Here is a 26,599-nt window from a genome sequence, read left to right on the forward strand (position 1 = left end):
GATTTTCATGACAAAAGACGAAATTTACACTGAATTAAAATCCGTTCTGGTTAAATCGTTTATGATTGACGAGGATGATCTCTCGCTGGATGCTGATCTGTACGCGGATTTAGATTTTGATAGCATCGATGCCATCGACTTGGCCGCCAAAATTCACAGCGTTACCGGTAAGCAGTTAAAGCCCGAGCAGTTTAAGGGAGTGCGCACCATTGGCGATGCGGTTAATGTTGTCGATGAGCTTATGAGAAAGGGTTGATGCGTTTTCTTGGGGTAATAGTCGCATTAATACTGCTGCTGTACCCGCCGCTGGTGTACTTTGGTGCCCAGTGGTTTGAGCCGCGCTGGCTGGGGGTAATATTTGCCTGTGCTTACCTCTTGCGGCTAGTGTTGGTGGCCCGTGCCTGGTGGCAGCGCGGCTTGCTGTTGGCCTTTATGTTGGCCGGGGCAGCTTTGCTCTGGTGGGTAAATAGTGAGACTTTATTAAAATTATTACCCGCTGGTATCAACATCGGGTTAGCGAGTTATTTTGCTTACACCTTGTGGCGCCCACCCAGTATTCCAACCCGCGCTGCCACCTTTGAGTATCATGGCAACCTGCCCTCCGTGGTTGAGCGCTATACCATCGCTGTTACCCGTTTGTGGTGTGTTTTTTTTATTGTTAACGCCAGTATCGCGCTGGTTACGGCGCTGTTTTTTAGCCGCGAGATTTGGGCGCTATACAACGGTTTGCTCGCCTATTTTGCGATAGGCTTATTGTTTGCCGTTGAATACGCTTATCGAATATTGATCTTCCATAAAAAACACGCGCTATGAACAGCTCGGTAAATTTCAGGGAAATCGGCTTGGGGGGCGGCTCGCAAGTGGTTGCATGGACCGCACAAGGGGCGGTCACGGCCGATCAGTTGCGCCAGCGCGTCCTGACCTTGGCCGCGGCAGTCGCACCGCTAGCTGCGTGCCGGGTCGCCCTTTGGGCGTCCGATAGTTACGAGTTTTTAACGGCTTTTTTAGCGCTTGCGCTAAGTGGTAAGCACATTGTTTTGCCACATAACTTACACGCCGGCAGTAGCGTGCAAATGGCGCAACACTTTGATGCGTTAATCAGTGACCAGCCGCAAGCCGCACTCGATTGCCCTCAATGTTTACCCAGCGAACTGATCAGTCAGGCACAGGCGTCCGACTGCGCGCCGGCTAACATTCACTCGGCGCCTGTAACCGGGGTTGTGGATATTACGTTATTTACCTCGGGTTCTACCGGTGCGCCGCAACCGGTGCATAAAACCTTGGGCGAGCTTGAGGCTGAGGTTGCTGTGTTACAGCGGGATTTTCCCGCGCTTGGTACGACGCCGGTGGTGACCAGTGTCTCCCATCACCATATTTACGGCCTGCTGCACGTGCTTTTATGGCCACTCGCGCGCGGTGCGGCCTTTGTTGTTTCGCCGGTGCAGTTCCCCGAACATTTGATCGAGCAGCTCGCCCACTATGGCCCGGCTGTGTGGGTGGCAAGCCCCACCCATCTGGGCCGTATTCCGGCTTCGCCACACTTTAGACGGGTTGTGCCGCAGTTGCGGGAGGTTTTTTCTTCCGGCGGTTTGTTGTCCGGCCTGACAGCTAAAAATGTTGCCAGTGAGCTCGGGTATGCGCCTATTGAAGTGCTGGGCAGTACCGAGACCGGTGGCGTTGCCTGGCGGCGGCAAAATGGTTCGGCGCACTGGCAACCGCTGAGTGATGTGGCGCTGTCCCAGTCGCCGCGGCAGTGTTTGCTGGTTAAAAGCCAGCACTTAAATGCCCCCGAGGGCTTTGAGATGGGCGATAAAATTCGCCTGCTGCCCGGTGGTGGATTTGAATTGTTGGGCCGGATTGATACGGTGGTTAAGGTGGAGGGCAAGCGTCTGTCACTGACCGAGCTGGAGGCGCGGCTTAACGAGTCGCCGTGGATTGATCATGCCCGTGCGGCGGTCATCCGTGGGCGGCGCGATGAGGTGGGCGTATTGGCAACCTTAACCGCTTGTGGTGAGCAACAGCTACGCGCCGGGAAACATCAGTTAAACACCCTGCTGCGGCATTATTTGGCCGATTTTTTTGATCGGCCACTGCTGCCGCGGCGCTGGAGGTATTTTGATAACTTACCCAGTAATGCTCAGGGCAAACTGCCCATGGCAGACATTGTCCGCTGCTTAGAGGAGCGCCAAAAGTAATGCTGTTACCGCAACCTGTCACAAGCTCGCTAAGCGATCACGAGTTTTGTGTCAGCCTAAAACTGCAGCCACAAGACGCTTGTTTTGCGGGTCACTTTGATGGCTTACCCGTTTTGGCAGGGGTTATTCAGGTGGGGTGGGTATTCGGTTTTGCCGAGCAAATGCTGGAGCGGCGGTTTGAGTTTTTGGGTTTAGCGTCCAATAAGTTTTTGCAGCTTGTGCGCCCGCCCGTTACCTTGCAGTTAACCGTGCAATACCAGCGCGATCAAGGTCGTTTAAAATTTGTCTATCGTATGCCCAATGGTGTTTGCTCGCGCGGCGCCATTAATGTTCGGGAGCTATCGTGAGCGAACCTGGCCTTAACTTTTGCGCCGTGATTCCGGTGTACAACCACGCCCACTTAGTGGGGCCCTGTGTGCGCCAGCTGCGTGAACAGGGTATTTGTTGCGTGCTGGTGAATGACGGTGGCGACGCCGAGGCCAGCGCCACATTGCGGCAGTTGTGTCAGCAAACCGGCAGTGAGCTGTGCGAGCAGTTTCCCAACGGCGGTAAAGGCAGCGCGGTTTTGTTGGGTATGCAACACGCGCAGCGTTTGGGGTTTTCTCACGCGCTGCAAATCGATGCCGATGGTCAGCACGATGTGAAGGATGTGCCCCGATTACTTGCCGCAGCCAACAGAGCCCCCGGGGCGATCATCGCGGGTGTGCCGCAATACGATGGCTCGGTGCCAAAGGTGCGGTTGTACTGCCGTTATTTAACCCATGTATGGGTGTGGATCGAAACCTTATCGCTGGATATTCGCGACTCTATGTGCGGTTTTCGGGTCTACCCTATAGCGCCCACATTAGACCTTGCCCGCGCTGTTACCCTGGGCTCGCATATGGATTTTGATACCGAGGTATTGGTGCGGCTGCATTGGCGCGGGGTCGCCATCGTCAATGTGCCTACCCGGGTTGTCTACCCAGAGCATGGTGTGTCTAACTTTCGCCTGTGGGGCGATAACCTGGCGATAAGCTGGATGCACACGCGTTTGGTTGTGGGTATGTTGGTGCGCTCTCCGGCATTACTGGGACGGCGCTTATACCGCTGGCTGAGGGGCGCACATGACTGAGCCACACTGGTCCCAGGCGAGTGAGCGCGGCAGTGCCCTGGGTATGCAGTTGCTGTTTTCTGTGTATCGCTTTGGCGGCCGGGTGCTGGTGTACCCGGTGGTTTGCCTGGTGGTTTCTTATTTTTATATTACCCGCGCCTCGGTGCGGCGTCACAGCGCCCGGTATTTGGCCCGTGCTACCGGCAAAAAGGCCAGTGCCAGGTTGGTGTGGCAGCATCACCTGGCGTTTGCCCGGGCGTTAATGGACCGGCTGGACGCCTGGATGGGACGCATTCAACGCCATGATGTGGATTTTTCCGGGCATCAACAGTTGCTGCAACTGCAGCGTGAAAAAAAAGGCGGCATTTTACTCGGGGCACACTTCGGTAATTTAGAGATGTGTCGCGCGGTGGTAGAAAACGATGGCTCGCTGAAACTGAATGTTATTTTACACAACGCCAATACCGCCAAGTTTAATAAATTGATGGAGCGTGCCAGCGAACAGTCGGGCGTGCGCCTTATTCAGGTAAGCGATATTACCCCCGCCACCGCGATTGCCTTAAAAGAAAAATTGGATGATGGCGAATTTTTAATTTTACTCGCCGACCGTTTACCGCCGGGTAATAGTTCGCGCTATTTTACAGCGCCGTTTTTAGGTGCCGAAGCGCGCTTTCCCTCGGGGCCTTTTTGGCTGGCTTTGCTACTGGATGCGCCGGTGTTTTTTTTGGCGGGGTTTGATCGTGGCAACGGCTATTGTGCCGAGTTAGTGCCCCTGCGCGAAGGGGGCCGTGTGCGGCGCGCCGAACGCGAATCGGTGTGTCAGGCCATGTTGCGCGACTATATCACCGAGCTTGAGCGGCTCTGCCGCTGCTACCCTTTACAGTGGTTTAACTTTTTTGATTACTGGGGCGATGAATGCCCTATTGATGATCGTATCAGGAGTGATGTACCCAATGAGCCATAAACAGCCCCGCGATAAAATTGAGTTTGGCGCTCGGCACATCACTATTGAAGATATTGTCGCCATTGCCAACGGCCATGGTGCCCGGTTAACCGACGATCCTAAAACACGCCAACGCATTAATGCCAGTGCCAGCTTTGTGCATAATTTATGGCGTGAAGAGGGCGTGATTTATGGCGTTACCACCGGCTATGGCGATTCTTGTACCGTCTCTATCCCCCCTCACTTAGTCGAGGAGCTGCCGCTGCATTTAACTCGCTTTCACGGTTGCGGGTTGGGGCGCGAGTTTGACCCAAGCCACGGGCGCGCGATTCTCGCCACCCGGTTAGCGTCACTGTGTCAGGGTTACTCGGGGGTACGCGAGCAATTACTTGAGCAGTTGGTGAGTTACATCAACGCCGATATTGTGCCGGTGGTGCCCGAGGAAGGCTCAGTAGGAGCCAGCGGCGATCTTACGCCATTATCTTACGTGGCCGCCGCCTTGGTGGGGGAGCGCGAAGTGACGGTGAAGGGGCAAAAGCGCGCTACCGCTGACGTGTTGCGCGAGCACAATTTGGCCCCGTTAAAGCTTATGCCTAAAGAGGGGTTAGCGGTTATGAATGGCACCGCCGTTATGACGGCGGTGGCCTGTTTGGCGTTTGATCGCGCGCAGTATTTGGCCCGCCTGGCCACCCGCGTGACGGCCATGGTGAGTGTCGCGTTAAAGGGCAACACCAATCACTTTGATGCGCGTTTGTTTGCGGTTAAACCCCACCCGGGGCAGGGGCAAATTGCCGCATGGATTCACTCGGATTTAAATGCCCACGAGCTAGAGCGCAACTCTGACCGGTTGCAAGATCGCTACTCGGTGCGCTGTGCGCCGCATATTATTGGCGTGCTGCAAGATTCCTTACCCTGGCTGCGACAGTTTATTGAGACCGAGCTTAACAGCGCCAACGATAACCCGATTATTGATGGCGAGGGCGAACACGTATTGCACGGTGGGCATTTTTACGGCGGTCATATTGCCTTTGCCATGGATTCACTCAAAGTGGCCGTGGCCAATTTGGCCGATTTGATCGATCGGCAGATGGCGTTGCTGATGGATGTTAAATTTAATAATGGTTTGCCGTCGAATTTGTCAGGCGCGACCGCCGAGCGCGCCATGATTAACCACGGTTTTAAAGCGGTACAGATTGGCACCTCGGCCTGGACCGCCGAGGCGCTAAAAAACACCATGCCCGCCAGTGTCTTTTCGCGCTCCACCGAATGCCACAACCAGGACAAGGTGAGTATGGGGACTATTGCCGCTCGCGACTGCGAGCGGGTGTTAGAGCTTACCGAACAGGTAGTGGCGGCCGGCGTGTTGGCCGCGACCCAGGCGTTGTACTTGCGCCAGCAACAAGACGATTTTGATCAGAGTGCAATTACTCAGCCGTTAGCCGATATGATGACAGCCGTGCGCGAGGACTTTGCCATCGTCACCGAAGATCGCCCGCTGGAGAGTGTACTGCGGCAAACGGTAAATGCCATTCGCGCGCAGCGCTGGGAGTTATACCGCAATGAGCCATAAAGAGTGTGAGCAAAGCCCGGTAACGGCGAGCGTGGTTTTACGGGTGCCGTTTTACGACGTCGACAGCATGGATATTGTTTGGCACGGTCACTACCTTAAGTATTTTGAAGATGCCCGCTGCGCACTGCTGGATAAAATTGCCTATAACTACCACGCCATGCGCGAGTCTGGCTATGGCTTTCCCGTGGTCGATGTCCGTTTAAAATACGTTAAACCCGCCACCTTTAACCGGGCCATCCGGGTCGAGGCGACTTTGTCAGAGTCGGATGTGCGCTTAAAAATAGACTACCGAATTGTCGATGAAGAAACCGCCCAGGTGCTGACCAAGGGCTATAGCGTGCAGGTGGCGGTAGCGCTCGATAGTGGCGAGATGTGTTTTGCGTTGCCCGATATCCTACAACAAAAGCTAGCGCGCTACCGGCGCGAGGGAGATCAATGATGCACACGCGTACTTTACGGTTTTCGCCACGCGTTGTTTCAGCCTTCGCGCTGGCTGTCGCGCTGCTATGGTGCTTGTTATCAATGGGAGTTAAGGCGCAAGGGGTGTTTGAGCATCCAGTTGTCGCCGGTACCGCCGAGGCCCGCGCGCTCAATAGCATTGCCGATCAGTTGCGGGAAAATCTACCCGTTGCCGGGACGATAGAGCAGCGTAAGTACTTGGCTATATTGCGCGAGCCGATGATTTCCACCGGACGATTTAACCTGACGGCCGATGGTCATATTCATTGGCATATTGAAGAGCCGTTTGCCGTGGCTTACGCCATGGCCGAGGGCGAGTTAACCCGTACAATGGAAGGTAAAACAGAAATCATCAGCGCCGCCTCCGAGCCCTCGTTATACGGTTTTTTTCAGATGTTTAGTCGGTTGTTTGAGCTTAGCCTAAAAGATTTGAACAGTTATTTTGCGGTGTCGTTATTAACGCCCGAGCAAACGGGCGAGCACTGGGTGATCGGTTTGACTCCCGAGGATTCACGTCTGCAAACGCTTTTAGCGCATATCATCGTGCAGGGTCGCGAAGGGCTTATTAATCAGGTGACGCTGACCGAGCCTGGTGATGATTACACTGTGTTAAATTTTTCCTACCCGCGCAAACCTCAGGCTGAGTAGCCTGGTGAATAGCTTACTGCTCGCGCGTCGTTTAAGTGGCTTGTGGTTGCTGCTGATGCTGCTGTTGGCCGTTTGGCAATTGCCGCAATTATCGCTCGACAGTAATATATTGGCGCTGTTTCCCGATGGTGATTCACGCAGTGCCGAGGCCCGGGTTGAGCAGGCGTTTTCCTCTCGTTTTGAGCGCCGGGTGGCGCTGTTATTGGGGGCTGACGATCCGGACGCCGCCCGGCAGCAGTTGCCCGAGGTTCGCGCAGCACTTAGCGCGTGCGAGTGTTTTCAGTTAACCGAGGCCGCTAATGCGCCTGCGTCGCTCGCCTCGCTTTATCAGGGGCGTAATGCCCTATTGTTAACCCCTCTGTGGCGCCAGCGGCTGCAGCAAGACAGTACTGAACAGCTGGTTGAGCAGGCAAAGCGCCGTCTGTTTACCCGCCCAGGCGGTGTGAGTGCCGAGGCGTTGATAAATGATCCTCTGGGTTCTCTGGCCGACTTCACCCGCGCGACTCAACCCCAGAGTAATATTCAAATCGATTCCTCCGGCAACCCTTATGTTGTGCTCGATCAGCGGCGTTATTTTGTGCTGGCGCTTGAGTTAACCGGCTCGCCCTTTAACGTTACAGTCCAAAATCAGGCCCGCACGGCGATACAAGCGGCCGAGACTCTCTGGCGTACATTGCCGGGCGCTGAAGTGCTTAAAACCGGCGCGCTGTTTTACACCCTTGCGGGCACCGATCAGGCGCGCCGCGAAGTCTCCACCGTGGGGTTTGGCTCGCTGCTGGGGATTGTTGCTTTGTTATTGCTGGTATTTCGCAGTCCGGCGCTGCTGCTGCTGGCCTTTGTGCCACTGGCTGCCGGTGTGGTGGCGGGCCTGGCAACCAGCGCCTTGGTGTTTGGTGCGGTTCATGTCATGGCGCTGGTATTTGGTGCGGCCTTGGTTGGGGTGGCGATCGATTACGGTTTGCATTATTTTTCGGCGCGTTTGGCCTGCGGCCAGAAGTGGGAGGCGACACGCGGCACCCGACATTTGCTGGCGCCGCTAACGCTTGGGTTGTGCACCAGTGTGGTGGGGTATTTGAGCTTTGTGGCGGCTGGGTTTCCGGGGTTTACACAAATTGCGGTGCTGTCGAGTACCGGCTTGGTTACCGCCCTGGCTACGGTGTTGTGCTGTTACCCAAGTCTGTTATCGAAGGCGCCCGGGCGGGTTATGCCCGCCCGGTTACAAGATTTTATCCGCCGGTTGGTGAGCGTGCATGAACGTGCTTTGCGGCCATTGGCCCGCCGGCGCAGCTGGCTATTGGTGTTGCTACTGGGGTTAATTGCTCTGCTGAGCCTGGCGCCTACCAGCGACAGCATCCGCCAGATGCAACAGCCCGACCCCGAGCTTGTGCAAATGGAAGCTCGGGTGCGCGAAAGTTTAGGTGCCGGTACAGCGTTGCAGTATGTATTGCTGCAGGCATCGAGTGGAGAAGCATTAATGCACCGGGTAGAGCAGGCGGTAGCGCGGCTGGAGCCCCTGCAGGGTAGCCCGGCATTAGCCGGGTTTGACGCGCTAACCCGGGTGCTGCCTTCGGTGCGGCAACAACAACAGAATCAAGCGCTGTGGCAAAGTGCCGTAATCGACAGCGGTGCTTTACAGCAGCTTGCCCGGCAATTACAGCTGACGGACAGTGCCAGACAAAAAATGCAGCAGGCGGTGTCGTCCCCGCCGCTGTTAACGCTTGAGCACATGCAGCGCGTGCTGGCCGAGCGGCCTGATTTACCTTTGTATTTTAGCGCCGATGGCAAGCACTTTAGCGCGCTGAGTTTAACGATGCCCCTCAATGTGGCGGCCGTGCGTCAAGCGTTGGCCGGGCTCGATGGTGTGAGTCTGGTCGACCCGGTAGCACGCACCGATCAACTGTTAGAGCATTATCGGCACAGTGCCGCGGGGCTGTTGTTGTTGGCTTACGTCATTATTGCCTTGCTGTTGGCGCGCCGTTACACAATGCTTGGTGCGCTCATGGTTATTTTGCCCCCGGCATTGGCCAGCGCCTTGGCACTGGTGGTGATTAGCGTGGCAGGAAGTGCATTAAATGTGTTCCACTTAATGGCATTGTTACTGGTGTTGGGCATCGGTATCGATTACACCTTGTTTTTACGCGAGGCCCACTCTGAGCAGCTGGGTACACGGCTGGCCATTGGTTTATCGACCTTAACCACCGTGTTATCGTTTGGCCTTTTGGCCCTTTCGGCGACGGCAGCGATCCACAGTTTTGGTTTAACCGTGTTACTGGGTATTGTTATGGCCTACTTATTGGCTCCGCTGGTAATAGTGGCAGGAACCGTAAATAAAGCGTAATGGAATGACTATGGCAGAGCCAAACGAACCGTTAGATGTTGTGGTTATTGGTGCCGGCCCGGCGGGGGTGGTGGCGGCCACGTTACTGCAGCAACAAGGCTACCAAGTGCGGGTACTTGAGCGGCAGCACTTTCCGCGCTTTTCTATTGGTGAGAGTTTGTTGCCCCAGTGCATGGTGTATCTGGAAGAGGCAGGCTTTCTCAATGTGGTGAATTCGGCTGGGTTTCGTTTTAAAAATGGCGCTGCGTTCGGCTGGGGCGATCGCTATACCTGGTTTAATTTTGAAGAAAAGTTTACCCCGGGGCCCGGCACTACGTTTCAGGTAGAGCGCGCACAATTTGATAAATTGCTCGCCGATGAGGCTGCCGCCCGTGGGGTGGATATTCGCTTTGGCCAGTCCATCACGGGCTTTACCGAAACCGACACCGGCTCGCGCTTAACCGTCACCGCCGAGGACGAGAGTATTAGCCACCTTGACTGTCGCTATGTGTTGGATGCCAGTGGCTTTGGTCGGGTACTACCTCGCCTGCTGGAGTTAGAAACGCCGTCCGATTTTCCGGTACGCCAGGCGTTTTTTACCCATGTGTTGGATGGCATTACGTCTGAGGCGTTTGATCGCGATAAAATTTTAGTGACGGTACACCCCACGGAGCGGGATATCTGGTACTGGTTAATTCCCCTTAGCGACAGTAAGTGCTCCTGCGGTGTTATTGTCGATGAGGCAAAGCTCGCCCGACGCCGGGGTGAAACTCCCGCGCAATTGCTACGCGAGCTGATTGCCGAGGCGCCGGTGTTGGCGGATTTACTCAGCAACGCCCAGTGGCCTATGCCAGTTAATAAACTCTCTGGTTATTCGCGCAGCGTTAAGCATCTGGCTACCGAGCGCTATGCGTTGTTGGGTAATGCCGGTGAATTTCTCGATCCTATTTTCTCGTCCGGTATTACCATCGCTATGCGCTCGGCCAGTACGGCGGTGGCGACTTTGGTGCGTCAATTAGAAGGGGAGCCGGTCGACTGGTACCGCGATTACGAGCAGCCACTGCGCGAGGGGGTGGATACTTTTCGGGTGTTTGTCGAGGCTTGGTACGAGGGGTTATTTCAAGACATTATCTTTTTCCCCGGTCAGGTGCCCAGTGTGCGCGATATGATCTCGTCGGTATTGGCCGGTTACGCCTGGGACAAAACTAACCCCTTTGTGGCCGACCCCATCCGCCGCATGAACGCACTGGCCCAATTTTGTCGGCCGGAAGAGGCTTAACCCATGCGAATTGGCCAGCGGCTAGGTATGATAACAAGTGTTGTGCTGCTGAGCGCATGCGCCAGCGTGCCACCCTTTAGCGAGCGCGAGGTTTGCGCGCCTGCCAACGATAGCACGGCGCGCGTAACCGTGGCTTACAATAAGCGCGAGCAACCTTTGTTGTTGCGTACCGAGCGCCATAACGCCCAGACGGTGTTTGTTGCGCTGGACACTATCGGCTCGCCGCAATTTAGTGCCACGCTTAACGCCGGACAGTTGCAGCTTGATGTCTCACCCTGGTACCGGGGGTTAGACCCGCAGGCGCTGGTGTGGGGTTATTATTGGTGGAGTTTACCGAAACAAACGCGCAAAGAGTGTGCTGAGAGTGCCGGCCTGCAGTTACAGCAAGTCGGTAGCACGATAACCTTGACGCAGAGCGGGCGCAGCGTGTGGCGCTGGAGCCCTCTGCAGGCGCAACAATATCACTTGCCACAACAGGGCGGCCGCGTCAGCGTTGTGCCCCTTAAGAGATAATCATGGCGGTATATCTTACAGATTTGGGTTTGGTCAATGCGTTGGGCGCCGGGCAAAAGGCGGTTAGTCAGGCGTTGTTTGCCAGCGAGCGGGCGCTTGCCCTATGCGACTGGGTACCTGGCCGCACAACCTATACGGCACCGGTAACCGCCGATCTGGCGCCATTGCCGCCTGAGCTACAAGCGCTCGATTGTCGCAATGCCCGCCTGGCTGCCACCGCCTTAGAGCAAATTAGCTCGACGGTTGAGCTGGCCGTGCAGCGCTATGGCGCTCACCGCGTCGCCGTGGTGGCAGGCACCAGTACCTCGGGTATCGCCGAGGGTGAGGCCGCGATTAAAGCGCTGATGCAAACCGGTGAGCTGCCCGCCGACTACCACTATAGCCAGCAGGAAATCGGCAACCTGTGCGCGTTAGTCTCCAGGTTAACGGGTGCCGCGGGCCCCTCTTATACGCTGTCCACCGCCTGTTCATCCAGTGCCCATGCGTTAGGCTCGGCAAAGCGCCTATTGGATGCCGGCTTGGCCGATGCGGTGATCGCCGGCGGTGCCGATAGCCTGTGCCGCCTAACGGTGAATGGCTTTGCCGCACTTGAGTCGGTGAGCCCGGAGCCCTGCCAGCCTTTTAGCGTTAATCGCTCGGGCATTAATATTGGTGAGGCGGCGGCTTTTTTTCTGGTCACGCGCGAGCCGCTGCTTTACGACGTGGCATTATTGGGGGTCGGGGCCTCCTCCGATGCGCATCATATCTCCGCGCCAGACCCCACCGGCGCCGGCGCCGAGGCGGCTATTCGCGCGGCACTGGCAAGCGCTGGCTGCGAGCCCTACGAGGTGGACTATATCAACCTGCACGGTACGGGCACCCCACTTAACGATGCGATGGAGTCGGCGGTAGTGGCGCGATTGTTTAGCCATCAGCCTTTGTGCAGTAGCAGTAAAGGACAGCTGGGGCACACCCTTGGGGCGGCCGGGGCAACCGAAGCGGCGCTGTGTTGGCTGGCGTTAACCGAGAGCTGCACCCCGCCTCATGTGTGGGATAATCAACCCGACCCGGCGCTGCCCGAGTTGTATTTTGCCCCGCGTAACAGCTTGCTGTTGCCGGCCTCACCACGGGTTGTGTTGAGCAATTCGTTTGCGTTTGGCGGTAATAATGCCGCAGTGCTGCTGGGAGATGCACGCTCGTGAGCCTGGCCAATTATATTCCGCATCAACCGCCCATACGCTTGGTGGATACCCTCGTCAAAAATAGCCCCCTTGAGGTGGAAGTCTCGGCCCGTATTAACAGCGACAATATGTTTTACGATGCGGCACGTGGCGGTGTACCCGCCTGGACGGGAATCGAGTATATGGCCCAGGCGGCCGCGGTATGGGTGGGGCTGGAAGATGCTCAGGCCGGCCGTCCGGTCGAGCCGGCTTTTTTAATTAGCTCGCGCCAATACACCGCGCACCAACCACTGTTTGCGCTTAATGACACTCTGCGTATTTCGGTGCACGTCGATTTAATTGACGGCCCGCTGGTGGCTTTTACCGGTCGTATTTACCGGGATTCAGAGTTAATCGCCGAGGCAATTTTTACCGCCTACCGGCCCGATAACGTTGCGGCCTATATGGCGGCAACCGAGCCGGCTCTGCAAAGCCCGGACGCTAACCATTAATATTATAAGGAGTAACACCATGAGTCGCCGGGTATTGGTTACCGGATCGAGCCGTGGCATCGGTCGCGAAATCGCGTTGGAACTGGCACGTCAGGGCTTTGCCATTACCGTACACTGTCGTACCAACCGCGCTCAGGGCGAGGCAGTTGTGGAAGACATTCGCGCACTCGGTGGCGACGCCGGGTTGTTGTGTTTTGATGTTGCCAACCGCCGTGAGACCCGTGCGGCACTGCAGGCTGCGGTGACCGAACACGGCGCCTTTTACGGTATTGTCTGCAACGCCGGTATCACCCGCGACAATGCGTTTCCGGCCATGAGCGATGACGATTGGGACAGCGTGATTCACACGAATCTCGATGGGTTTTACAATGTGGTTCAGCCACTGGTAATGCCCATGGTACAGGCGCGCAGCGGCGGGCGTATTGTTACCTTGTCGTCGGTTGCCGGGCTTGCCGGCAACCGTGGTCAGGTAAACTACAGCGCGACTAAGGCGGGGCTGATTGGCGCCACAAAAGCGTTGGCGCTGGAGCTTGGCAAGCGCAAAATTACCGTGAATTGTGTCGCCCCCGGTATTATCGAAACCGACATGATCGATGAAGTGTTTGCCGATGAAGCGAAAAAAATGATCCCGCTTCGGCGCTTTGGCGAAGCGCGCGAGGTGGCAAGTTTAGTGGGTTATCTAATGAGCGATTCGGCCAGCTACATTACCCGGCAAGTCATATCCGTCAATGGTGGGATGCTCTGATGCGCAGGGTCGTGATTACCGGTGTGGGCGCCGTGAGTGCGCTGGGCAACAACTGGCCTGATGTACAAACCGCGCTTGCCGCCGGCAACAATAAAATTCAGCGCTTTGATGAGTGGGATGATATTGAAGGGCTTAATACTCGCTTAGGTGCGCCGGTTGAATTTAGTACGCCGGCCCATTATCCGCGCAAAAAGCTGCGCAGTATGGGCCGCGTATCGGTGATGGCGGTCAGCGCCACCGAGCAAGCGCTGGCCCAGGCGGGGCTGGTGGATGACCCCTGTTTAACCAACGGCAGTACGGGTGTCTCTTACGGCTCGTGTATCGGCACTCCGGCCGATGTGCCGGCGTTAACCCGCGTAGTCACCGATAAAACCACCATCGATTTAACCGCTTCTACTTACCTGCGCACCATGACGCACACGGCCACGGTGAACATCGGTTTATTTTTTAATATGAAGGGCCGCATTATTCCCACCGCATCGGCCTGCACCTCTGGCAGTCAGGGGGTGGGCTACGCCTACGAGGCGATTAAATACGGTATGCAAGATGTTATGGTGGCCGGCGGCGCCGAGGAACTTCACGTAACCCCCGTCGCGGTGTTTGATACTTTATTTGCCACCAGTACCCGCAATGACGAGCCCCGCCTAACGCCGCGCCCGTTTGATGCCGGGCGCGATGGTTTGGTTATCGGCGAAGGCGCTTGCTCACTTATTTTGGAAGAGTACCAACACGCCCGCGCCCGCGGGGCGACTATTTTGGGTGAGATCGTCGGCTACGGCACCAACTCCGATGGTGCCCATGTGACCGAGCCAAGTGCCCAGACAATGACAGCCGCGATGCAGCTGGCGCTGACAGATGCCAACATCAGTGCCGACGCGATCGGCTACGTCAATGCCCACGGTACCGCTACTACCAAAGGTGATATTGCCGAGAGCCGGGCCACAGTGGCGGCGCTGGGCGAGGGCAAGCCGATTAGCTCGTTAAAAAGTTATATCGGCCACACCTTGGGCGCCTGTGGTGCGCTGGAGGCCTGGATGAGCTTAGAAATGATGCGCAGCGACTGGTTTGCTCCCACCATTAATCTCGAGCGCATCGACCCCGAGTGTGGCGAGCTTGATTATATTCAGGGCGCAGGCCGCACCATCAATTGCGATTATGTGATGAGTAATAACTTCGCCTTTGGCGGGGTCAACACTTCGTTGATTATTAAGCGCTGCCCATGACCCGCGTGGTGGTTACGGGTATGTCCGGGGTGACCTCGGTGGGCACCGGCTGGCCGGACTTGGCCGCGGCGTTAAAAAGTGGCCGCAGCGGCATTCGCGCGATGCCCGAGTGGGCCGAGTACAAAGGCTTGCATACTCAGGTTGCCGGTCCAGTCGATGACTTTGTGATACCGGGCTATTACCCGCGCAAAAAGGTGCGCGGCATGGGGCGAGTGGCCCGGCTTGCGACGCGCGCTACCGAGCTTGCCTTAATAGATGCCGGGCTGGCGGACGACCCGATTGTTAGTAGTGGTCAATGTGGGGTTGCCTATGGCTCCTCTACCGGTAGTACGGTAGCGACGTGTCAGTTTGCCGAGCAACTTGCCAAACACGATTTAAGCCGCATGACCGCTACCACTTATGTGCAGATGATGAGTCATACCACGGCGGTTAATGTAAGCATTTTTTTTGGTGCTAAAGGCCGGGTGTACACCACTTCATCTGCCTGTACCTCGGGCAGTCAGGGCATTGGTTACGCCTACGAGGCGATTAAAAACGGCACTCAAACTGTGATGATCGCCGGCGGCGCCGAAGAGTTGTGCCCCTCCGAGGCGGCCGTGTTTGATGCCTTTGGTGCCGCCAGCACGAAAAACTCGACACCGACAATTACCCCCAGTCCGTTTGACGAGTACCGCGATGGCTTAGTGATTGGCGAAGGGGCGGGAACGCTGATACTTGAATCGCTTGAGCACGCACAAACGCGAGGCGCCACCATTTACGCCGAGGTAATAGGTTTTGGCACTAACGCCGATGGCGCTCATATAACCCAGCCCGACGCCGACAGTATGCAAACGGCCATGGAGCTAGCGCTAAGCGATGCCGCTTGTCAGCCACAGGATATTGCTTACATTAATGCTCACGGCACCGCGACCCCGTGGGGGGATGTCGCCGAAAGCTTGGCCACGGCACGGGTGTTTGGCAACACGGTGCCTGTCAGTAGTCTAAAGGGCCACCTGGGGCATACGTTAGGTGCCAGTGGCGCCATAGAGGCCTGGGCCTCGATCGCAATGATGCGCGAGCACTGGCTGGCACCGACGTTAAATTTATCTCACATTGATCCTCATTGCGCGCCGCTGGATTATATTACCGGTGCCCCCCGCGCCACCAACGGCCATACGTTAATGAGTAATAATTTTGCCTTTGGTGGCATCAACACCTCTTTGATCTTTCGCGTCACCCCGTAAGTGCTGCTCCTTGTGCCGCGCTTTGCGGCGTGAGGCGTGGGTATTACATTGTTCATTTGCACAATTGACTCTATAGTCTAAGTCAGCGCGCCGCCGGGTTATGGTGGGTGGCGTTAGGATTATTCGGACAGAGGGAAGTCATTGTGAAACTAATTGTTCAGGTGCCATTACTGATAGGGTTGGTGTGTGGTTCGGCCGCGTGGAGCGCCGAGCTGGATGAGTTGCAGCGCGAGTTGGATGCAGCGCGGGCGCAGCTCGAAGCGCTGCAGCAGCGGGTAACCGCGAGCGAAGTGACTAGTGAATCGCGACAGAAAAACTTTGTCGTGTACGGCTTTGCTCAACTGGACATGATTCAGGATTTTGCGCGAGTTAACCCCGATTGGGAGGCTACTTTGCGGCCCTCTCGTATCCCCACACAAGATGGCCAGTACGGCAGCGACGGGCAAACCATTGCCAGTGTGCGTCAGAGCCGCTTGGGGGTAGAGGCAAACTTGCCGCTGGGCGAGGATACGATTCACACGGTGTTTGAATTTGATTTGTATGGCGTGGGCAACGACGAAGGCCAAACCACCATGCGCGTGCGTCATGCCTACGGCGAGTGGAAGTCTATTCTCGCCGGACAAACCAACTCGCTGTTTATGGACGGCAACGTCTTTCCCAATGTTATTGACTACTGGGGCCCCGCGGGCATGGTGTTTTTGCGCAATCCGCAAATTCGCTGGACACCTATTAGCGGCACTAACACTTTTGCGGTGGCGATTGAAAAGCCCGGCAATGATGTGGATAACGGCATGCTAGGGGCCGGGGGCTTAGCGGTTAGCGGCAATCAGCCGGTGCCCGATGTCACCATGCACTACCGCAATACCGGCCGGTGGGGGCACGTGCAAGTGGCCGGTATTTTGCGCGATGTCGCCTACGAATCAATTCAAACCGACAACAACGAGCCTTCCGGTAGCGACCTTGGATGGGGCTTAAACGTGACCGGCACGGTTAAATTTGGCGACGACACTTTGCGCCTGGGTACCGTGTACGGCGAAGGCATTGCCAGTTACATGAACGACGGCGGTATGGATATGGCGCCCGACGGCTTGAGCGCCGATTCGCTAAGCTCTGTGCCGCTGCTGGGGGTGATTGCCTACTACGACCATCAGTGGAGCGAGCGCTACAGCTCCTCGTTTGGCTACAGCTTTACTGAAGTGGATAACCAGGCCTATCAATTACCCGACGCCTTTAAAAAAGGTGAGTATCTATCGGCTAACCTGTTGTTTACCCCCCGTAAAAATTTGCTAATGGGGGTGGAGTACTTATGGGGCCAGCGCACTGATTTTGGCGGCGCGTCCGGCACTGATAACCGGGTACAGGTATCGTTTAAGTATTCATTTTCGAGTCAAGATTTTTGATCGCTAAGCAGGTTTGAGTAAGCATTAACTGAATGGGCGAGAGCTCTTACTGGCAGGGAGTTAATAATGAATCAGTGGATCGTAAATAAAACCGCTAACAAAACCGAGAGCAGGGCAATGGCGGTTGTGTGTCGCTGGGTGATGGGGCTTGCTTTAACGGTAGCGTCTATTGCACCGGTACAGGCAGCCGACGTAGCCTTGAGCAAAGAAGCCATCGAGGGCGCGCTAAAGGCGGCTTACGATAAATATAAAAACCTCGATGAAGGCGCTAACGCCGATTATATTCCGGCTCTGGCAAAAGTAGATTCAAATATTTATGGGATTGCCCTGGTCACTACGGATGGCGAGCTTTATACCGTGGGGGATATCAGCTCTGAGGTGTCTATTCAGTCAATCTCTAAGGTGTACACCATGGCCCTGGTGATGGACGAGCAGGGGCCAAAAACCTTTTTGGATAACATGGGGGTCGATGCGACTGGTCATGTGTTTAACTCGATTGTGGCTATCGAGCAGTATCAGGGCGCTGAGATGAACCCACTGGTCAATGCCGGTGCCATTACCACCACCGGTTTGGTTACAGGCAAAGATTACGACGGTATCTGGAGCAAAATTTTGGCTAAGTACGAACAGTTCGCCGGCCGAGAGTTAACCGTGCTAAATGATATTTATGAGTCTGAGGCTGCCACCAACCAGCGCAATCAGGCCATTGCCTCGCTGATGCATGCCTACGGTCATATCGATGATAATTTTTTGCGGGCGACGGATATCTACACCCGCCAGTGCTCGGTGGGCGTTAACGCCAAAGATTTAGGCATGATGGCGGCCACCCTTGCCAACGGCGGTAAAAACCCGGTAACCGGCGAGCAGGTGACACAAACCGAAAACATACCCGAGATTCTCGCGGTAATGGCTACGGCCGGTTTGTACGACGATGCCGGTAAATGGCTGTACAAAACCGGACTACCGGCTAAAAGTGGTGTCGGTGGCGGTATTGTGGCGGTGTCGCCGGGCAAATTTGGTATTGCCGTTATCTCGCCACCACTGGATGCCGCCGGTAACAGTGTGCGGGCGCAAAAAGCGATTGCCGATATTTCTAATGCATTGGGCGGAAACCCCTATGAAATAACGCCGCAGTAATGCCGGTAAAACCGCACCGGGCGTTGCATTGGTGTAAAATTGCGCCTTTGGCAGCAACGTTGGCGGTTAGATGATAGAGCAGTGGATGTTTTACCTGCTGGCAGTACCTGTGGTGCTGCTGGTGGGCTTATCAAAAGGCGGTTTTGGTGGCGGCTTGGGCTCGCTGGCGGTGCCGGTACTTTCTCTCGCGGTTGATCCGCGTCTGGCCGCGGCGGTGTTGCTGCCTATTTTGTGCAGTATGGATGTGGTTAGCCTCTGGAGCTTTCGTGGCCAATGGGATAAGCGCAACCTAAAAATTATGTTCCCGGCGGCCATGTTAGGCCTCGCCTTAGGTGCTGCCATGTTTACCTACATGGATGCCAATATGATTCGCCTGATGGTGGGGTTAATGGCGCTGTATTTTGTCGGGTATTACCTGTGGGGGCGCCATATTCTTCAGCGTGTCGCGGTGCAGCAGGCCAGCGTGGTGCGCGGTAGCTTTTGGAGTACCATTGCCGGCTTTGTCAGTTATATTGCTCACGCCGGTGGGCCGCCTATCTCCATTTATCTGTTGCCTCAGCATTTGCCCCGCACCTTATTTGTCGGCACTACCGTGTTATTTTTTAGCGTGGTTAATTTTATTAAGTTGGTGCCCTATGTGGCTATGGGGCAGTTAAACCTCAGCGCCTTTACCACGTCGTTGGTATTGCTGCCGCTGGCGCCTTTGGGCGTGTGGCTTGGGGTATTTTTGCATCATCGGGTGAGCGATAGATGGTTTTACGGAGCCTGTTATTTGTTGCTGGCCGTGGCCGGTATAAAACTTGTCGTCGAGTCTTCGGGCGCTTTGTGGTGATCCGGGTGGCACAGCTTGGCAGCCGGTGGCGTGCTATCATCAAGTAAAGTCGCTGACCATCACAGCAACAAACACAGTACCGCTCGAGATTTTTGACACTCTTATTTTTATTCTGTCAGGTTTAGTCAGGTTGTTAATACTTATGTCACGTCTGCGTTTATGTCCGGTTATACGATGCTTTTGTCTGCTGGTGATATGGGGTTTGAGCTCTTCAGAGGTGTTTGCACAAAGCTTTACGCAAGCTTGCTCAAGCCCGACCATAATTGATGAGGGCGGTAGCAATAACTACAACCTTAACCCCGGTGACGTGCTTTTAGTGCGCGCGAATACGACACCGGGCTCGGGCGTGTTTACTGGCGCGATTAATAACTTCCCGTCGGGGGCCGCCATTTGTGTTGCTGACGATGCCGTGTTTATGCCGACCACCTTCAACAATGCCTCTGGTGCGTTGTATGTTCGCGGCGAGGCCCAGTTTCCCAATATAGTGGTTAACGCTGGGTTTTCGCTCGACAACGAAGGCTATGTGGCATTCTCGGCGGGGCTTAATATCAACGGTGAGATCACCGTAACCAACCACGCCGATGCCACATTAGAAATTGGCGCGGGCACCAATTTATCGTCGATTACACTGGAAAACCAAGGCACCTTGCGATTCCCCTCCGGGCTTAATTTAAATTCCGGCAGCCTATTAAATCAGGGCCAGTTAAGCGTCACGGGCCCCGCTGATATCGGTGGGTATTTTGTCAATACCGACCGGGTTGATGTGGATGGCCGCCTGACGGTGAACGGCAATGGCGACTTATACAATAGCTGTGTGGTGGCGGTTAACGCCGATATTATTTTTGACAGTGATGCCTATAACACCGGCTTATTATTGGCTCAAACTGACATCCTTATTAACAGTGGCGCAAGCGTTACGGTGGGCCCCGATGCGGCATTAAGCTCTGACAGCTTAACCTTAAACGGTGAAGTTAACGGCAGCGGAACGGTTCGGGTGGAAGGCTACTCGGTTAACCAGGGCAGCGCTGTGGGTGATGCCAATAATTTACTGAATGTGTATGACGCCTCGCAAACAAATCCGCCCGATTATTTTGATTTGCAGACCGGGTTAGTCAGTAATCTGGAGCGCGTAGCATTACCCCGCCCCGATCCAAATGACCCGGATCTTGGCTGTAGCCTGACGCCCGACCCGGTGGTTGATACCGGCTCGATAACCATCGTAAAAGACAGTGGCACCACCGATGGGGCCTTCGCGTTCGCTGGCGATTTGGGTGATTTTACCCTGACCACCAACAATGGCTCGGCGTCGACCAGCTTTACGGATCTTGCGGCAGGCAGCTACAGCGTCGATGAGTTACCCTTGGCAGACTGGATGCTGCAATCCATTGCGTGTAGCGATGGCTCCGCCGTTGATTTAAACAGTGGTGCCGCCGCCATTGAGTTGTCCGCTAACGAGCACGTGACCTGTACCTTTACCAATGCATTGCAAGAGCCGCCGGCGGGCACCATTGTTATTGCCAAGCGCGCCAGCGGGCCAGATGCCACGTTTAGTTTTACAGGTGATTTGGGCAACTTTGATTTGACCACACTTGATGGCAATGCCCGGCAAGTGTTTAGCGGTCTTACGCCCGGCAGCTTTAGTGTGAATGAAGTCGTTCCCACCGGTTGGATGCTGGAAAGCATCCGCTGTAGTGGTGGGCAAAACGTAAATCTGGCGGGCGACGAGGTCACCATCGATCTGCCTGCCGGCGGCGGGGTGGCCTGTGTGTTTGTGAACTCAGAGATTCCCCCCGCACCCGGCGCCGTGACTATTACTAAAAATGCTACCGGCGGCGATGGCTTATTCAGCTTTAGCGGTGATTTTGGCGACTTTACCTTAACCACCTCGGCGGGCACTGACTCAATTACTTTTACGGATGTAGCGCCGGGTGGCTATAGCGTGAGCGAAGTGGTAACGGGCGGCTGGAATTTAACTGACCTCAGCTGCGATGACGCTGACTCGGTAGGGGATACGGCCACCGCCACGGCGACCATTAACGTTAGCGCGGGTGAAAACCTCAATTGCACGTTTACCAATGAAGCGGAGCCGGCACCGACCGATACCATTGTTATTTCGAAAATCGCACTCGGCAATGATGGCACCTTTACCTTCTCGGGTGATTTAGGCGGTGGTGTATTTAATATGGTCACATCGGGTGGGCACGCCACCCGGGCCTTTACCGGCTTACCCGTGGGTGATTACTCTATCAAAGAGCATGTGCCCAGCGGTTGGGTGCTAGAGCGTATTGAGTGTACCGGCGACCAAACAATCGATTTTGCCAACGGCGAGGTCGATATCAGTTTGGATGGTGTTGGCGCAGGCGCCGCTTGTGTGTTTGTGAATCGCCAGCAACGTGGCTCTATTACCATTGTAAAAGACAGTGGTGCCAATAATGGCGTGTTCACTTTTGCCGGAGATCTCGACGCCTTTACGCTATCGACCACCGGCGGCACGGCCTCAACCCGATTTGATTATCTTGAGCCCGGCACTTATAGCGTGACCGAGACGCTCACCAGTGACTGGAGCTTAACTGATCTTAGTTGCGATGACGGCTCCAGCGTCAACCTTGCCAGTGGCACGGCAAGTATCGACTTAGCCGTTGGTGAGGATGTCACCTGTACCTTTACCAACGCTCTCAATCCGCCGCCCGAAGGGACGCTGGTGATTACCAAGCTTGCCCTTGGGGGCGATGCCAGCTTTGCCTTTGATGGCGAACTGGGCGCGTTTAACCTCGCCACTGTGAGCAATCGCGCGCGGCAGGTGTTCGGTGGTTTAACCGGCGACACTTATACCGTGCGCGAACTGGCCACCGATGGTTGGGTGTTAAACCGTATCCGCTGTAGCAGTGGCCACGTGACTGACTTAAACAGTGGCGAAGTGACGGTATCTCTGCCAAGTGGTGGTGGCGCTGTTTGTACTTTTGTGAACCAGTTGCTGCCACCCGAACCCGCCTCCATCACTATCGTTAAAAACAGCGGTAGCGACCCGGGTACCTTTACTTTTAATGGCGACTTAGGGGCATTTACACTGGCCACCAATGGTGCGCCAAGTTCAGAAACCTTTGATTTTTTAAGCGCCGGAACTTACACAATCAACGAGGTGGTGGCTGCGGGTTGGGCGCTGGACTCGGTTAGCTGTGATGGCGATTCAGTGGTGAGTGGCGCATCGGCTACCATCGAGTTGCAAGCGGGTGACGATGTTACTTGTACCTATGTGAACACCCTGGAGCCACCACCGACGGGAACCATCGCGATCGTTAAACTGGCACTGGGCGATGACGGCAATTTTGCTTTTACCGGCGATTTGGGAAATGTGAACCTAGCGACGGTTAATGGTCACGCCGAATACCTTGCCGGCGGCCTGGCGCCCGGTAGCTATACCATTGCCGAAACCGCGCAAAGTGGTTGGGCACTAAATACTATTCGCTGCGTTGGCGATCACAGTGTGGACTTAGCCAGTGGCGCGGTTACGGTAACACTGGACGGCAGCGGCCCCGGCGTTGCCTGCGCCTTTATTAACCAAAAGCTGCCGCCAGAGCCTGGCTCTATCACCATTGTAAAACAAACGGGGTTGCTTGATGGTGTGTTCGGCTTTGCCGGAGACTTGGGTGATTTTAGTTTACAAACTCAAAGTGGCACGGCCGAAGCGGTATTTGAGTATCTTGCACCGGGCACCTATAGCGTATCTGAAACCTTAATCCCAGGCTGGGCGTTAAGTGACCTGCAGTGTGATAATGCATCGAGTGTTAACCTTGCTGATGGCAGCGTCGATATTGCTGTCGCGGAAGGCGAAGATGTTACCTGCACCTTTACCAACTCGCGCCGCTTGCTTCGCTCGGGGCTTATCGCCGTGGGTAAGTTGGCCATTGGCGCTGATGGCACTTTTGCGTTTGATGGTTCCTCCGGCATCGGTGCTTTTGACGTGACTACCAGCGATGGTACGGGCGGTCAGTCATTTTCAGGCATAAGTGCTGGTGATTATACCCTTACCGAAACCGTTCCCGCCGGCTGGGCCCTGACCAATATTCAATGCACGGGCACTCACACCACCGATCTTACCAGTGGTTCCGCAACAGTTACCTTGGTCGATGGCGGAGCGGGTAGCGCCTGCGTATTTGTCAATGAGCCGCTGCCACCCACCTCGGGCGCCATCATTGTGAGTAAGCTCGCCGTCGGGGGGGATGATAGCTTTAGTTTTTCCGGTGACTTAGGTGATTTTAGCTTAACGACAACCGGTGGCCGGGCCTCCCGCAGTTTTACCGATGTTGCACCGGGTACTTACCGCATTAGTGAATCGGCTATGGCGGGGTGGAATGTCGCGAGCGTTAACTGCGTCGGTGGTGATGCCAGTTTTGATGGCGATCGCTCTGTGGATGTGACTGTCGAGGCCGGCCAAACCCTGCGCTGCGTGTTTGTTAACAATGCGGTGAGCCCTCCGCCCCCACCGCCAAACCCGCCGGCTATGTTACCGGTAAACTCGCCGGTGGCGCTGGCGCTGCTGACATTTTTGCTGCTGCTCAGTGGCGCCTGGGCCGCACGCCGGCGTGGGCAGTAACCCCGGGCGACTCCCCCATACAATGCGCTAAAGAGGTGTCTATGACTTGGTTTTTATTAATTCTTGCCATTGTGTGCGAGGTCATTGCCACCAGCGCGCTTAAGTCGGCGGCGGGTTTTACCCGCCTTGGCCCATCGGTGATCGTGGTAGTGGGCTATGGCATAGCGTTCTACTGCTTATCAGAGGTGGTAAAAACTTTGCCGCTGGGTGTGACTTACGCTATATGGTCCGGCGTGGGGGTAGCATTGATTGCGGTGGTGGGCTGGCTAGTGTTTGACCAAAAACTCGATGCCGCCGCGCTGTTAGGGCTGGGTTTTATCGTCACCGGCGTTGTTATTATCAATGTGTTTTCTAAGACAGTGAGCCACTAAGCGGTAAACTGTGACAGCGTTTTGCCTGCGACACCCGGGTGCGACAATTTGTCACTGGGCGCCTATAGCTCGATAGCTTAAAGTTTCTCACCATATTCGGGGAGAAACATGAAAACGACTAACAAAATAACAATGCTGAGTATCGCGGCCTTGGTTGCAACGCCGGTAATGGCGCAAAGCGGCCAGGCCAACAAGCCCGCCGTTGAAGAAATCACCGTGTGGGGCACCCAAAATGAGGCAACCAGCGCGGAGCGCGTGGGCCCCACCAGCGTGCTGCACCCGCAAGATCTAACCAGTATTAATGTCGCCACCACCGAAGATGTAGTCAAGTACGAGCCGAGCTTGGTGATCCGCCGCCGGTTTATCGGCGACTCGAACGGCACCCTGGGTATTCGCAGTGCCAATATGTTTCAAACCTCCCGTTCAATGGTGTTTGCCGATGGCGTGCCGCTGCATTATTTATTGCAGTCGCGCTGGAGTGGTGCGCCGCGTTGGACCATGGTATCGGCCAGTGAGATTGCCCGGGTCGATGTGATTTACGGGCCTTTTTCCGCCGAGTATAGCGGCAACGCCATGGGTGGGGTGGTGCAAATTGAAACCGCCATTCCGCAAGAGCGGCAGGTTCATATCGATGGCTCGTTTTTTACCCAGAGCTTTAACGATTACGGTTTTGATGACGATGTTAGCGGCTACAAAGGCTTTGCGTCCTATGGCGATAAGTTTGGTGATTTAAGTGTTTACTTATCCTATAACCATCTGGACAACGACTCGCAGCCGCAGTCGTTTTACTATGCGGGCAACGCTCCGGCGGACAGCTCTGCCACCGCCGTAACCGGTGGTATTTTGGGGTCAGACTCGCAAGAGGTGGAGCGCTTATACTTTGGTGATACCGGCGTTATTAACACCACCACCGATAATTTCAAATTTAAAACCGGCTATGAGTTTGGCCGCTTCTCGACGCTACTTAACGTGGCTTACGAAGATCGCCACTCAGATACTTTTGATGCTAACAGTTATTTAACCACTGCGGCCGGGGAATCGTTTTGGGGCGGCACCATTGAGCAGAATGGCAACTATTACAGCGTCCCCAGTAGCCGTTTAAACGTTTCTAACGCCGACCGTCAGAGTTTATCACTCGGTTTACGCCTACTGGGTGAATTATCGGATCGCACTACGGTTGAGGCAAACCTTAGTCAGTTTGATATTCTAGAAGATATTAGCCGCAGCTCTGCCACCAACCCCATGCACCCGGATTACGATTTGTCGGGTCAGGTGTCTGACTACGAGGATACCGGCTGGCAAACCGCCGATGTTAAAGTAACGGTTCGTGATTGGGCGACGCCCGGGCTCGATTTTATTACCGGGGCCCGGTATGAAGCCTACGAGCTTAACTACAATGTCTACGCCTCGGATAACTATTTAGCCTCAAGCAAAGATCAATACACCAGCCGCAGTGGCGGTACGACCGAAATTGCCGCCGTATTTGCCCAGTTTAACTGGCAGTTGTCCGATCAGTGGGATGTGAGTTTTGGCGGGCGCTATGAACACTGGCGCAGCGACGATGGCTATTACTCGGACGATGATGCGGCGACCCCCGAGTTTGATCTGGAGCAAGTGCCGGGCAACGATATCGCGCGCTTCTCGCCGAAGTTCTCGCTGGGCTACGCGCCTAGCCCCGGGTGGCAGCTGCGCTACTCGATCGGCCAGGCGTACCGTTTTGCCATTGTCGAAGAGCTGTTTAGCCAGTACCAGGCCTACAACACCGTAAGCGAAGCCAATCCTGAGTTAAAACCGGAAGATGGTTTACACCAAAATTTAATGCTCCAGCGTGAGCTGGAAAACGGCTACCTGCGGTTGAATGTTTATCAGGACGATGTGGATGACACGATCGAGTCACAGTCGACCACCTTGCCTGGCGGCACGTCAATTCGTACTTTTATTCCCATCGATAATGTTCGTACCCGTGGGGTAGAGTTTATCGCTAACGCGTATGGCTTGTGGTTGGATGGGTTAGATGTACGCTTTAACGTTGCCTACACGGATGCCGAGATTCGCAAAAATGCCGCCGACCCGCAACTTGAGGGAAACCAGTTTCCGCGCATGCCCGAGTGGCGTAGCAACCTGCTGGCGACTTATCACTTAAGTGATCGCTGGGACATTGGCGCCAGTGTGCAGTACGCCAGTAACAGTTACGGCCGACTGGATAATACTGACACCGCCGAAAACGTTTACGGCGCGCAAGATGGCTACACCCGTTTTGGGTTAAAAAGCAGCTACCAATTCTCGAAACATTTTAAGGCGGGCGTGGGGGTGGATAACCTAACCAACGAGATTGCCTACGTGGCTCACCCATGGCCCGGGCGCACGCTTTACCTTAACTTCTCCTACGATTTGTAAGCGGATAATCCG

General features: G+C 55.3%; 23 protein-coding genes. All 23 read left to right on the forward strand.

Annotated elements, in window-relative coordinates; translation table 11 throughout:
* Positions 1–7: 7 nt before the first annotated feature.
* The 23 genes from AAC019_RS01615 to AAC019_RS01725 all read left to right on the forward strand — a co-directional run bounded on the left by AAC019_RS01615 (position 8) and on the right by AAC019_RS01725 (position 26,587).
* Complete coding sequence (locus tag AAC019_RS01615; protein WP_339896802.1) at positions 8–256, forward strand: acyl carrier protein; 249 nt, start codon at positions 8–10, stop codon at positions 254–256.
* Positions 253–813, forward strand: coding sequence for a hypothetical protein (locus AAC019_RS01620; protein ID WP_339896803.1), 561 nt, complete (start codon positions 253–255; stop codon positions 811–813). Before AAC019_RS01615 ends, AAC019_RS01620 begins: the two co-directional genes overlap by 4 nt.
* On the forward strand, positions 810–2,195 hold the full coding sequence (locus AAC019_RS01625; RefSeq protein WP_339896804.1) for an AMP-binding protein: 1,386 nt from the start codon (positions 810–812) through the stop codon (positions 2,193–2,195). Before AAC019_RS01620 ends, AAC019_RS01625 begins: the two co-directional genes overlap by 4 nt.
* The gene (locus AAC019_RS01630; protein WP_339896805.1) at positions 2,195–2,542 is read left to right on the forward strand and encodes a hypothetical protein; all 348 of its coding nucleotides are present in this window, start codon (positions 2,195–2,197) and stop codon (positions 2,540–2,542) included. Before AAC019_RS01625 ends, AAC019_RS01630 begins: the two co-directional genes overlap by 1 nt.
* Positions 2,539–3,306 (forward strand): glycosyltransferase family 2 protein, encoded by a 768-nt coding sequence (locus AAC019_RS01635; RefSeq protein WP_339896806.1) that lies wholly within the window; start codon positions 2,539–2,541, stop codon positions 3,304–3,306. Before AAC019_RS01630 ends, AAC019_RS01635 begins: the two co-directional genes overlap by 4 nt.
* Entirely contained in the window at positions 3,299–4,249 is a 951-nt protein-coding gene (locus AAC019_RS01640) for a hypothetical protein (RefSeq protein ID WP_339896807.1), read from the forward strand. The genes AAC019_RS01635 and AAC019_RS01640 overlap by 8 nt, the downstream gene beginning before the upstream one ends.
* Positions 4,239–5,798: an aromatic amino acid ammonia-lyase gene (locus AAC019_RS01645; protein ID WP_339896808.1), complete on the forward strand. Its 1,560-nt coding sequence runs from the start codon at positions 4,239–4,241 to the stop codon at positions 5,796–5,798. Before AAC019_RS01640 ends, AAC019_RS01645 begins: the two co-directional genes overlap by 11 nt.
* Positions 5,788–6,237, forward strand: coding sequence for a thioesterase family protein (locus AAC019_RS01650; RefSeq protein WP_339896809.1), 450 nt, complete (start codon positions 5,788–5,790; stop codon positions 6,235–6,237). The genes AAC019_RS01645 and AAC019_RS01650 overlap by 11 nt, the downstream gene beginning before the upstream one ends.
* A 104-nt stretch (positions 6,238–6,341) precedes the next feature.
* Entirely contained in the window at positions 6,342–6,905 is a 564-nt protein-coding gene (locus tag AAC019_RS01655) for an outer membrane lipoprotein carrier protein LolA (protein WP_339896810.1), read from the forward strand.
* Positions 6,906–6,909: 4 nt separating this feature from the next.
* Positions 6,910–9,243, forward strand: a complete 2,334-nt coding sequence (locus tag AAC019_RS01660; protein WP_339896811.1) for an MMPL family transporter — start codon at positions 6,910–6,912, stop codon at positions 9,241–9,243.
* Positions 9,244–9,253: 10 nt separating this feature from the next.
* Positions 9,254–10,501: an NAD(P)/FAD-dependent oxidoreductase gene (locus tag AAC019_RS01665; RefSeq protein WP_339896812.1), complete on the forward strand. Its 1,248-nt coding sequence runs from the start codon at positions 9,254–9,256 to the stop codon at positions 10,499–10,501.
* Between the two features lie 27 nt (positions 10,502–10,528).
* On the forward strand, positions 10,529–11,014 hold the full coding sequence (locus AAC019_RS01670) for a hypothetical protein (protein ID WP_339896813.1): 486 nt from the start codon (positions 10,529–10,531) through the stop codon (positions 11,012–11,014).
* Between the two features lie 2 nt (positions 11,015–11,016).
* Positions 11,017–12,195 (forward strand): beta-ketoacyl-ACP synthase, encoded by a 1,179-nt coding sequence (locus tag AAC019_RS01675; protein WP_339896814.1) that lies wholly within the window; start codon positions 11,017–11,019, stop codon positions 12,193–12,195.
* Complete coding sequence (locus AAC019_RS01680; RefSeq protein WP_339896815.1) at positions 12,192–12,665, forward strand: hypothetical protein; 474 nt, start codon at positions 12,192–12,194, stop codon at positions 12,663–12,665. Before AAC019_RS01675 ends, AAC019_RS01680 begins: the two co-directional genes overlap by 4 nt.
* 19 nt (positions 12,666–12,684) lie before the next feature.
* Positions 12,685–13,410 (forward strand): 3-ketoacyl-ACP reductase FabG2, encoded by a 726-nt coding sequence (locus AAC019_RS01685; RefSeq protein ID WP_339896816.1) that lies wholly within the window; start codon positions 12,685–12,687, stop codon positions 13,408–13,410.
* Positions 13,410–14,633 (forward strand): beta-ketoacyl-ACP synthase, encoded by a 1,224-nt coding sequence (locus AAC019_RS01690; RefSeq protein ID WP_339896817.1) that lies wholly within the window; start codon positions 13,410–13,412, stop codon positions 14,631–14,633. The genes AAC019_RS01685 and AAC019_RS01690 overlap by 1 nt, the downstream gene beginning before the upstream one ends.
* Entirely contained in the window at positions 14,630–15,856 is a 1,227-nt protein-coding gene (locus tag AAC019_RS01695; protein ID WP_339896818.1) for a beta-ketoacyl-ACP synthase, read from the forward strand. Before AAC019_RS01690 ends, AAC019_RS01695 begins: the two co-directional genes overlap by 4 nt.
* Positions 15,857–15,999: 143 nt before the next feature.
* Positions 16,000–17,256, forward strand: coding sequence for a DcaP family trimeric outer membrane transporter (locus AAC019_RS01700; protein WP_339896819.1), 1,257 nt, complete (start codon positions 16,000–16,002; stop codon positions 17,254–17,256).
* 66 nt (positions 17,257–17,322) lie between these two features.
* Positions 17,323–18,393, forward strand: coding sequence for a glutaminase A (gene glsA, locus AAC019_RS01705; RefSeq protein WP_339896820.1), 1,071 nt, complete (start codon positions 17,323–17,325; stop codon positions 18,391–18,393).
* 70 nt (positions 18,394–18,463) lie between these two features.
* Positions 18,464–19,225, forward strand: a complete 762-nt coding sequence (locus AAC019_RS01710; RefSeq protein ID WP_339896821.1) for a sulfite exporter TauE/SafE family protein — start codon at positions 18,464–18,466, stop codon at positions 19,223–19,225.
* A gap of 202 nt (positions 19,226–19,427) precedes the next feature.
* On the forward strand, positions 19,428–23,819 hold the full coding sequence (locus AAC019_RS01715) for a hypothetical protein (protein WP_339896822.1): 4,392 nt from the start codon (positions 19,428–19,430) through the stop codon (positions 23,817–23,819).
* Positions 23,820–23,860: 41 nt separating this feature from the next.
* Positions 23,861–24,190, forward strand: a complete 330-nt coding sequence (locus AAC019_RS01720; protein WP_339896823.1) for a multidrug efflux SMR transporter — start codon at positions 23,861–23,863, stop codon at positions 24,188–24,190.
* 108 nt (positions 24,191–24,298) lie between these two features.
* Positions 24,299–26,587: a TonB-dependent receptor gene (locus tag AAC019_RS01725; RefSeq protein ID WP_339896824.1), complete on the forward strand. Its 2,289-nt coding sequence runs from the start codon at positions 24,299–24,301 to the stop codon at positions 26,585–26,587.
* Positions 26,588–26,599 lie beyond the last annotated feature (12 nt).

Origin of the sequence: uncultured Gilvimarinus sp., from assembly GCF_963975215.1 — a bacterium.
Lineage (GTDB): Bacteria > Pseudomonadota > Gammaproteobacteria > Pseudomonadales > Cellvibrionaceae > Gilvimarinus.

What these genes read in the sequence shown, in the direction of transcription:
- AAC019_RS01685 (WP_339896816.1), top strand. Translation starts at nt 12,685, where the DNA reads ATGAGTCGCCGGGTATTGGTTACCGGATCGAGCCGTGGCATCGGTCGC.
- AAC019_RS01650 (WP_339896809.1), top strand. Translation starts at nt 5,788, where the DNA reads ATGAGCCATAAAGAGTGTGAGCAAAGCCCGGTAACGGCGAGCGTGGTT.
- AAC019_RS01720 (WP_339896823.1), top strand. Translation starts at nt 23,861, where the DNA reads ATGACTTGGTTTTTATTAATTCTTGCCATTGTGTGCGAGGTCATTGCC.
- AAC019_RS01630 (WP_339896805.1), top strand. Translation starts at nt 2,195, where the DNA reads ATGCTGTTACCGCAACCTGTCACAAGCTCGCTAAGCGATCACGAGTTT.
- AAC019_RS01665 (WP_339896812.1), top strand. Translation starts at nt 9,254, where the DNA reads ATGGCAGAGCCAAACGAACCGTTAGATGTTGTGGTTATTGGTGCCGGC.
- AAC019_RS01710 (WP_339896821.1), top strand. Translation starts at nt 18,464, where the DNA reads ATGATAGAGCAGTGGATGTTTTACCTGCTGGCAGTACCTGTGGTGCTG.
- AAC019_RS01640 (WP_339896807.1), top strand. Translation starts at nt 3,299, where the DNA reads ATGACTGAGCCACACTGGTCCCAGGCGAGTGAGCGCGGCAGTGCCCTG.
- AAC019_RS01625 (WP_339896804.1), top strand. Translation starts at nt 810, where the DNA reads ATGAACAGCTCGGTAAATTTCAGGGAAATCGGCTTGGGGGGCGGCTCG.
- AAC019_RS01670 (WP_339896813.1), top strand. Translation starts at nt 10,529, where the DNA reads ATGATAACAAGTGTTGTGCTGCTGAGCGCATGCGCCAGCGTGCCACCC.
- AAC019_RS01675 (WP_339896814.1), top strand. Translation starts at nt 11,017, where the DNA reads ATGGCGGTATATCTTACAGATTTGGGTTTGGTCAATGCGTTGGGCGCC.
- AAC019_RS01645 (WP_339896808.1), top strand. Translation starts at nt 4,239, where the DNA reads ATGAGCCATAAACAGCCCCGCGATAAAATTGAGTTTGGCGCTCGGCAC.
- AAC019_RS01695 (WP_339896818.1), top strand. Translation starts at nt 14,630, where the DNA reads ATGACCCGCGTGGTGGTTACGGGTATGTCCGGGGTGACCTCGGTGGGC.
- AAC019_RS01725 (WP_339896824.1), top strand. Translation starts at nt 24,299, where the DNA reads ATGAAAACGACTAACAAAATAACAATGCTGAGTATCGCGGCCTTGGTT.
- AAC019_RS01615 (WP_339896802.1), top strand. Translation starts at nt 8, where the DNA reads ATGACAAAAGACGAAATTTACACTGAATTAAAATCCGTTCTGGTTAAA.
- AAC019_RS01690 (WP_339896817.1), top strand. Translation starts at nt 13,410, where the DNA reads ATGCGCAGGGTCGTGATTACCGGTGTGGGCGCCGTGAGTGCGCTGGGC.
- glsA (WP_339896820.1), top strand. Translation starts at nt 17,323, where the DNA reads ATGAATCAGTGGATCGTAAATAAAACCGCTAACAAAACCGAGAGCAGG.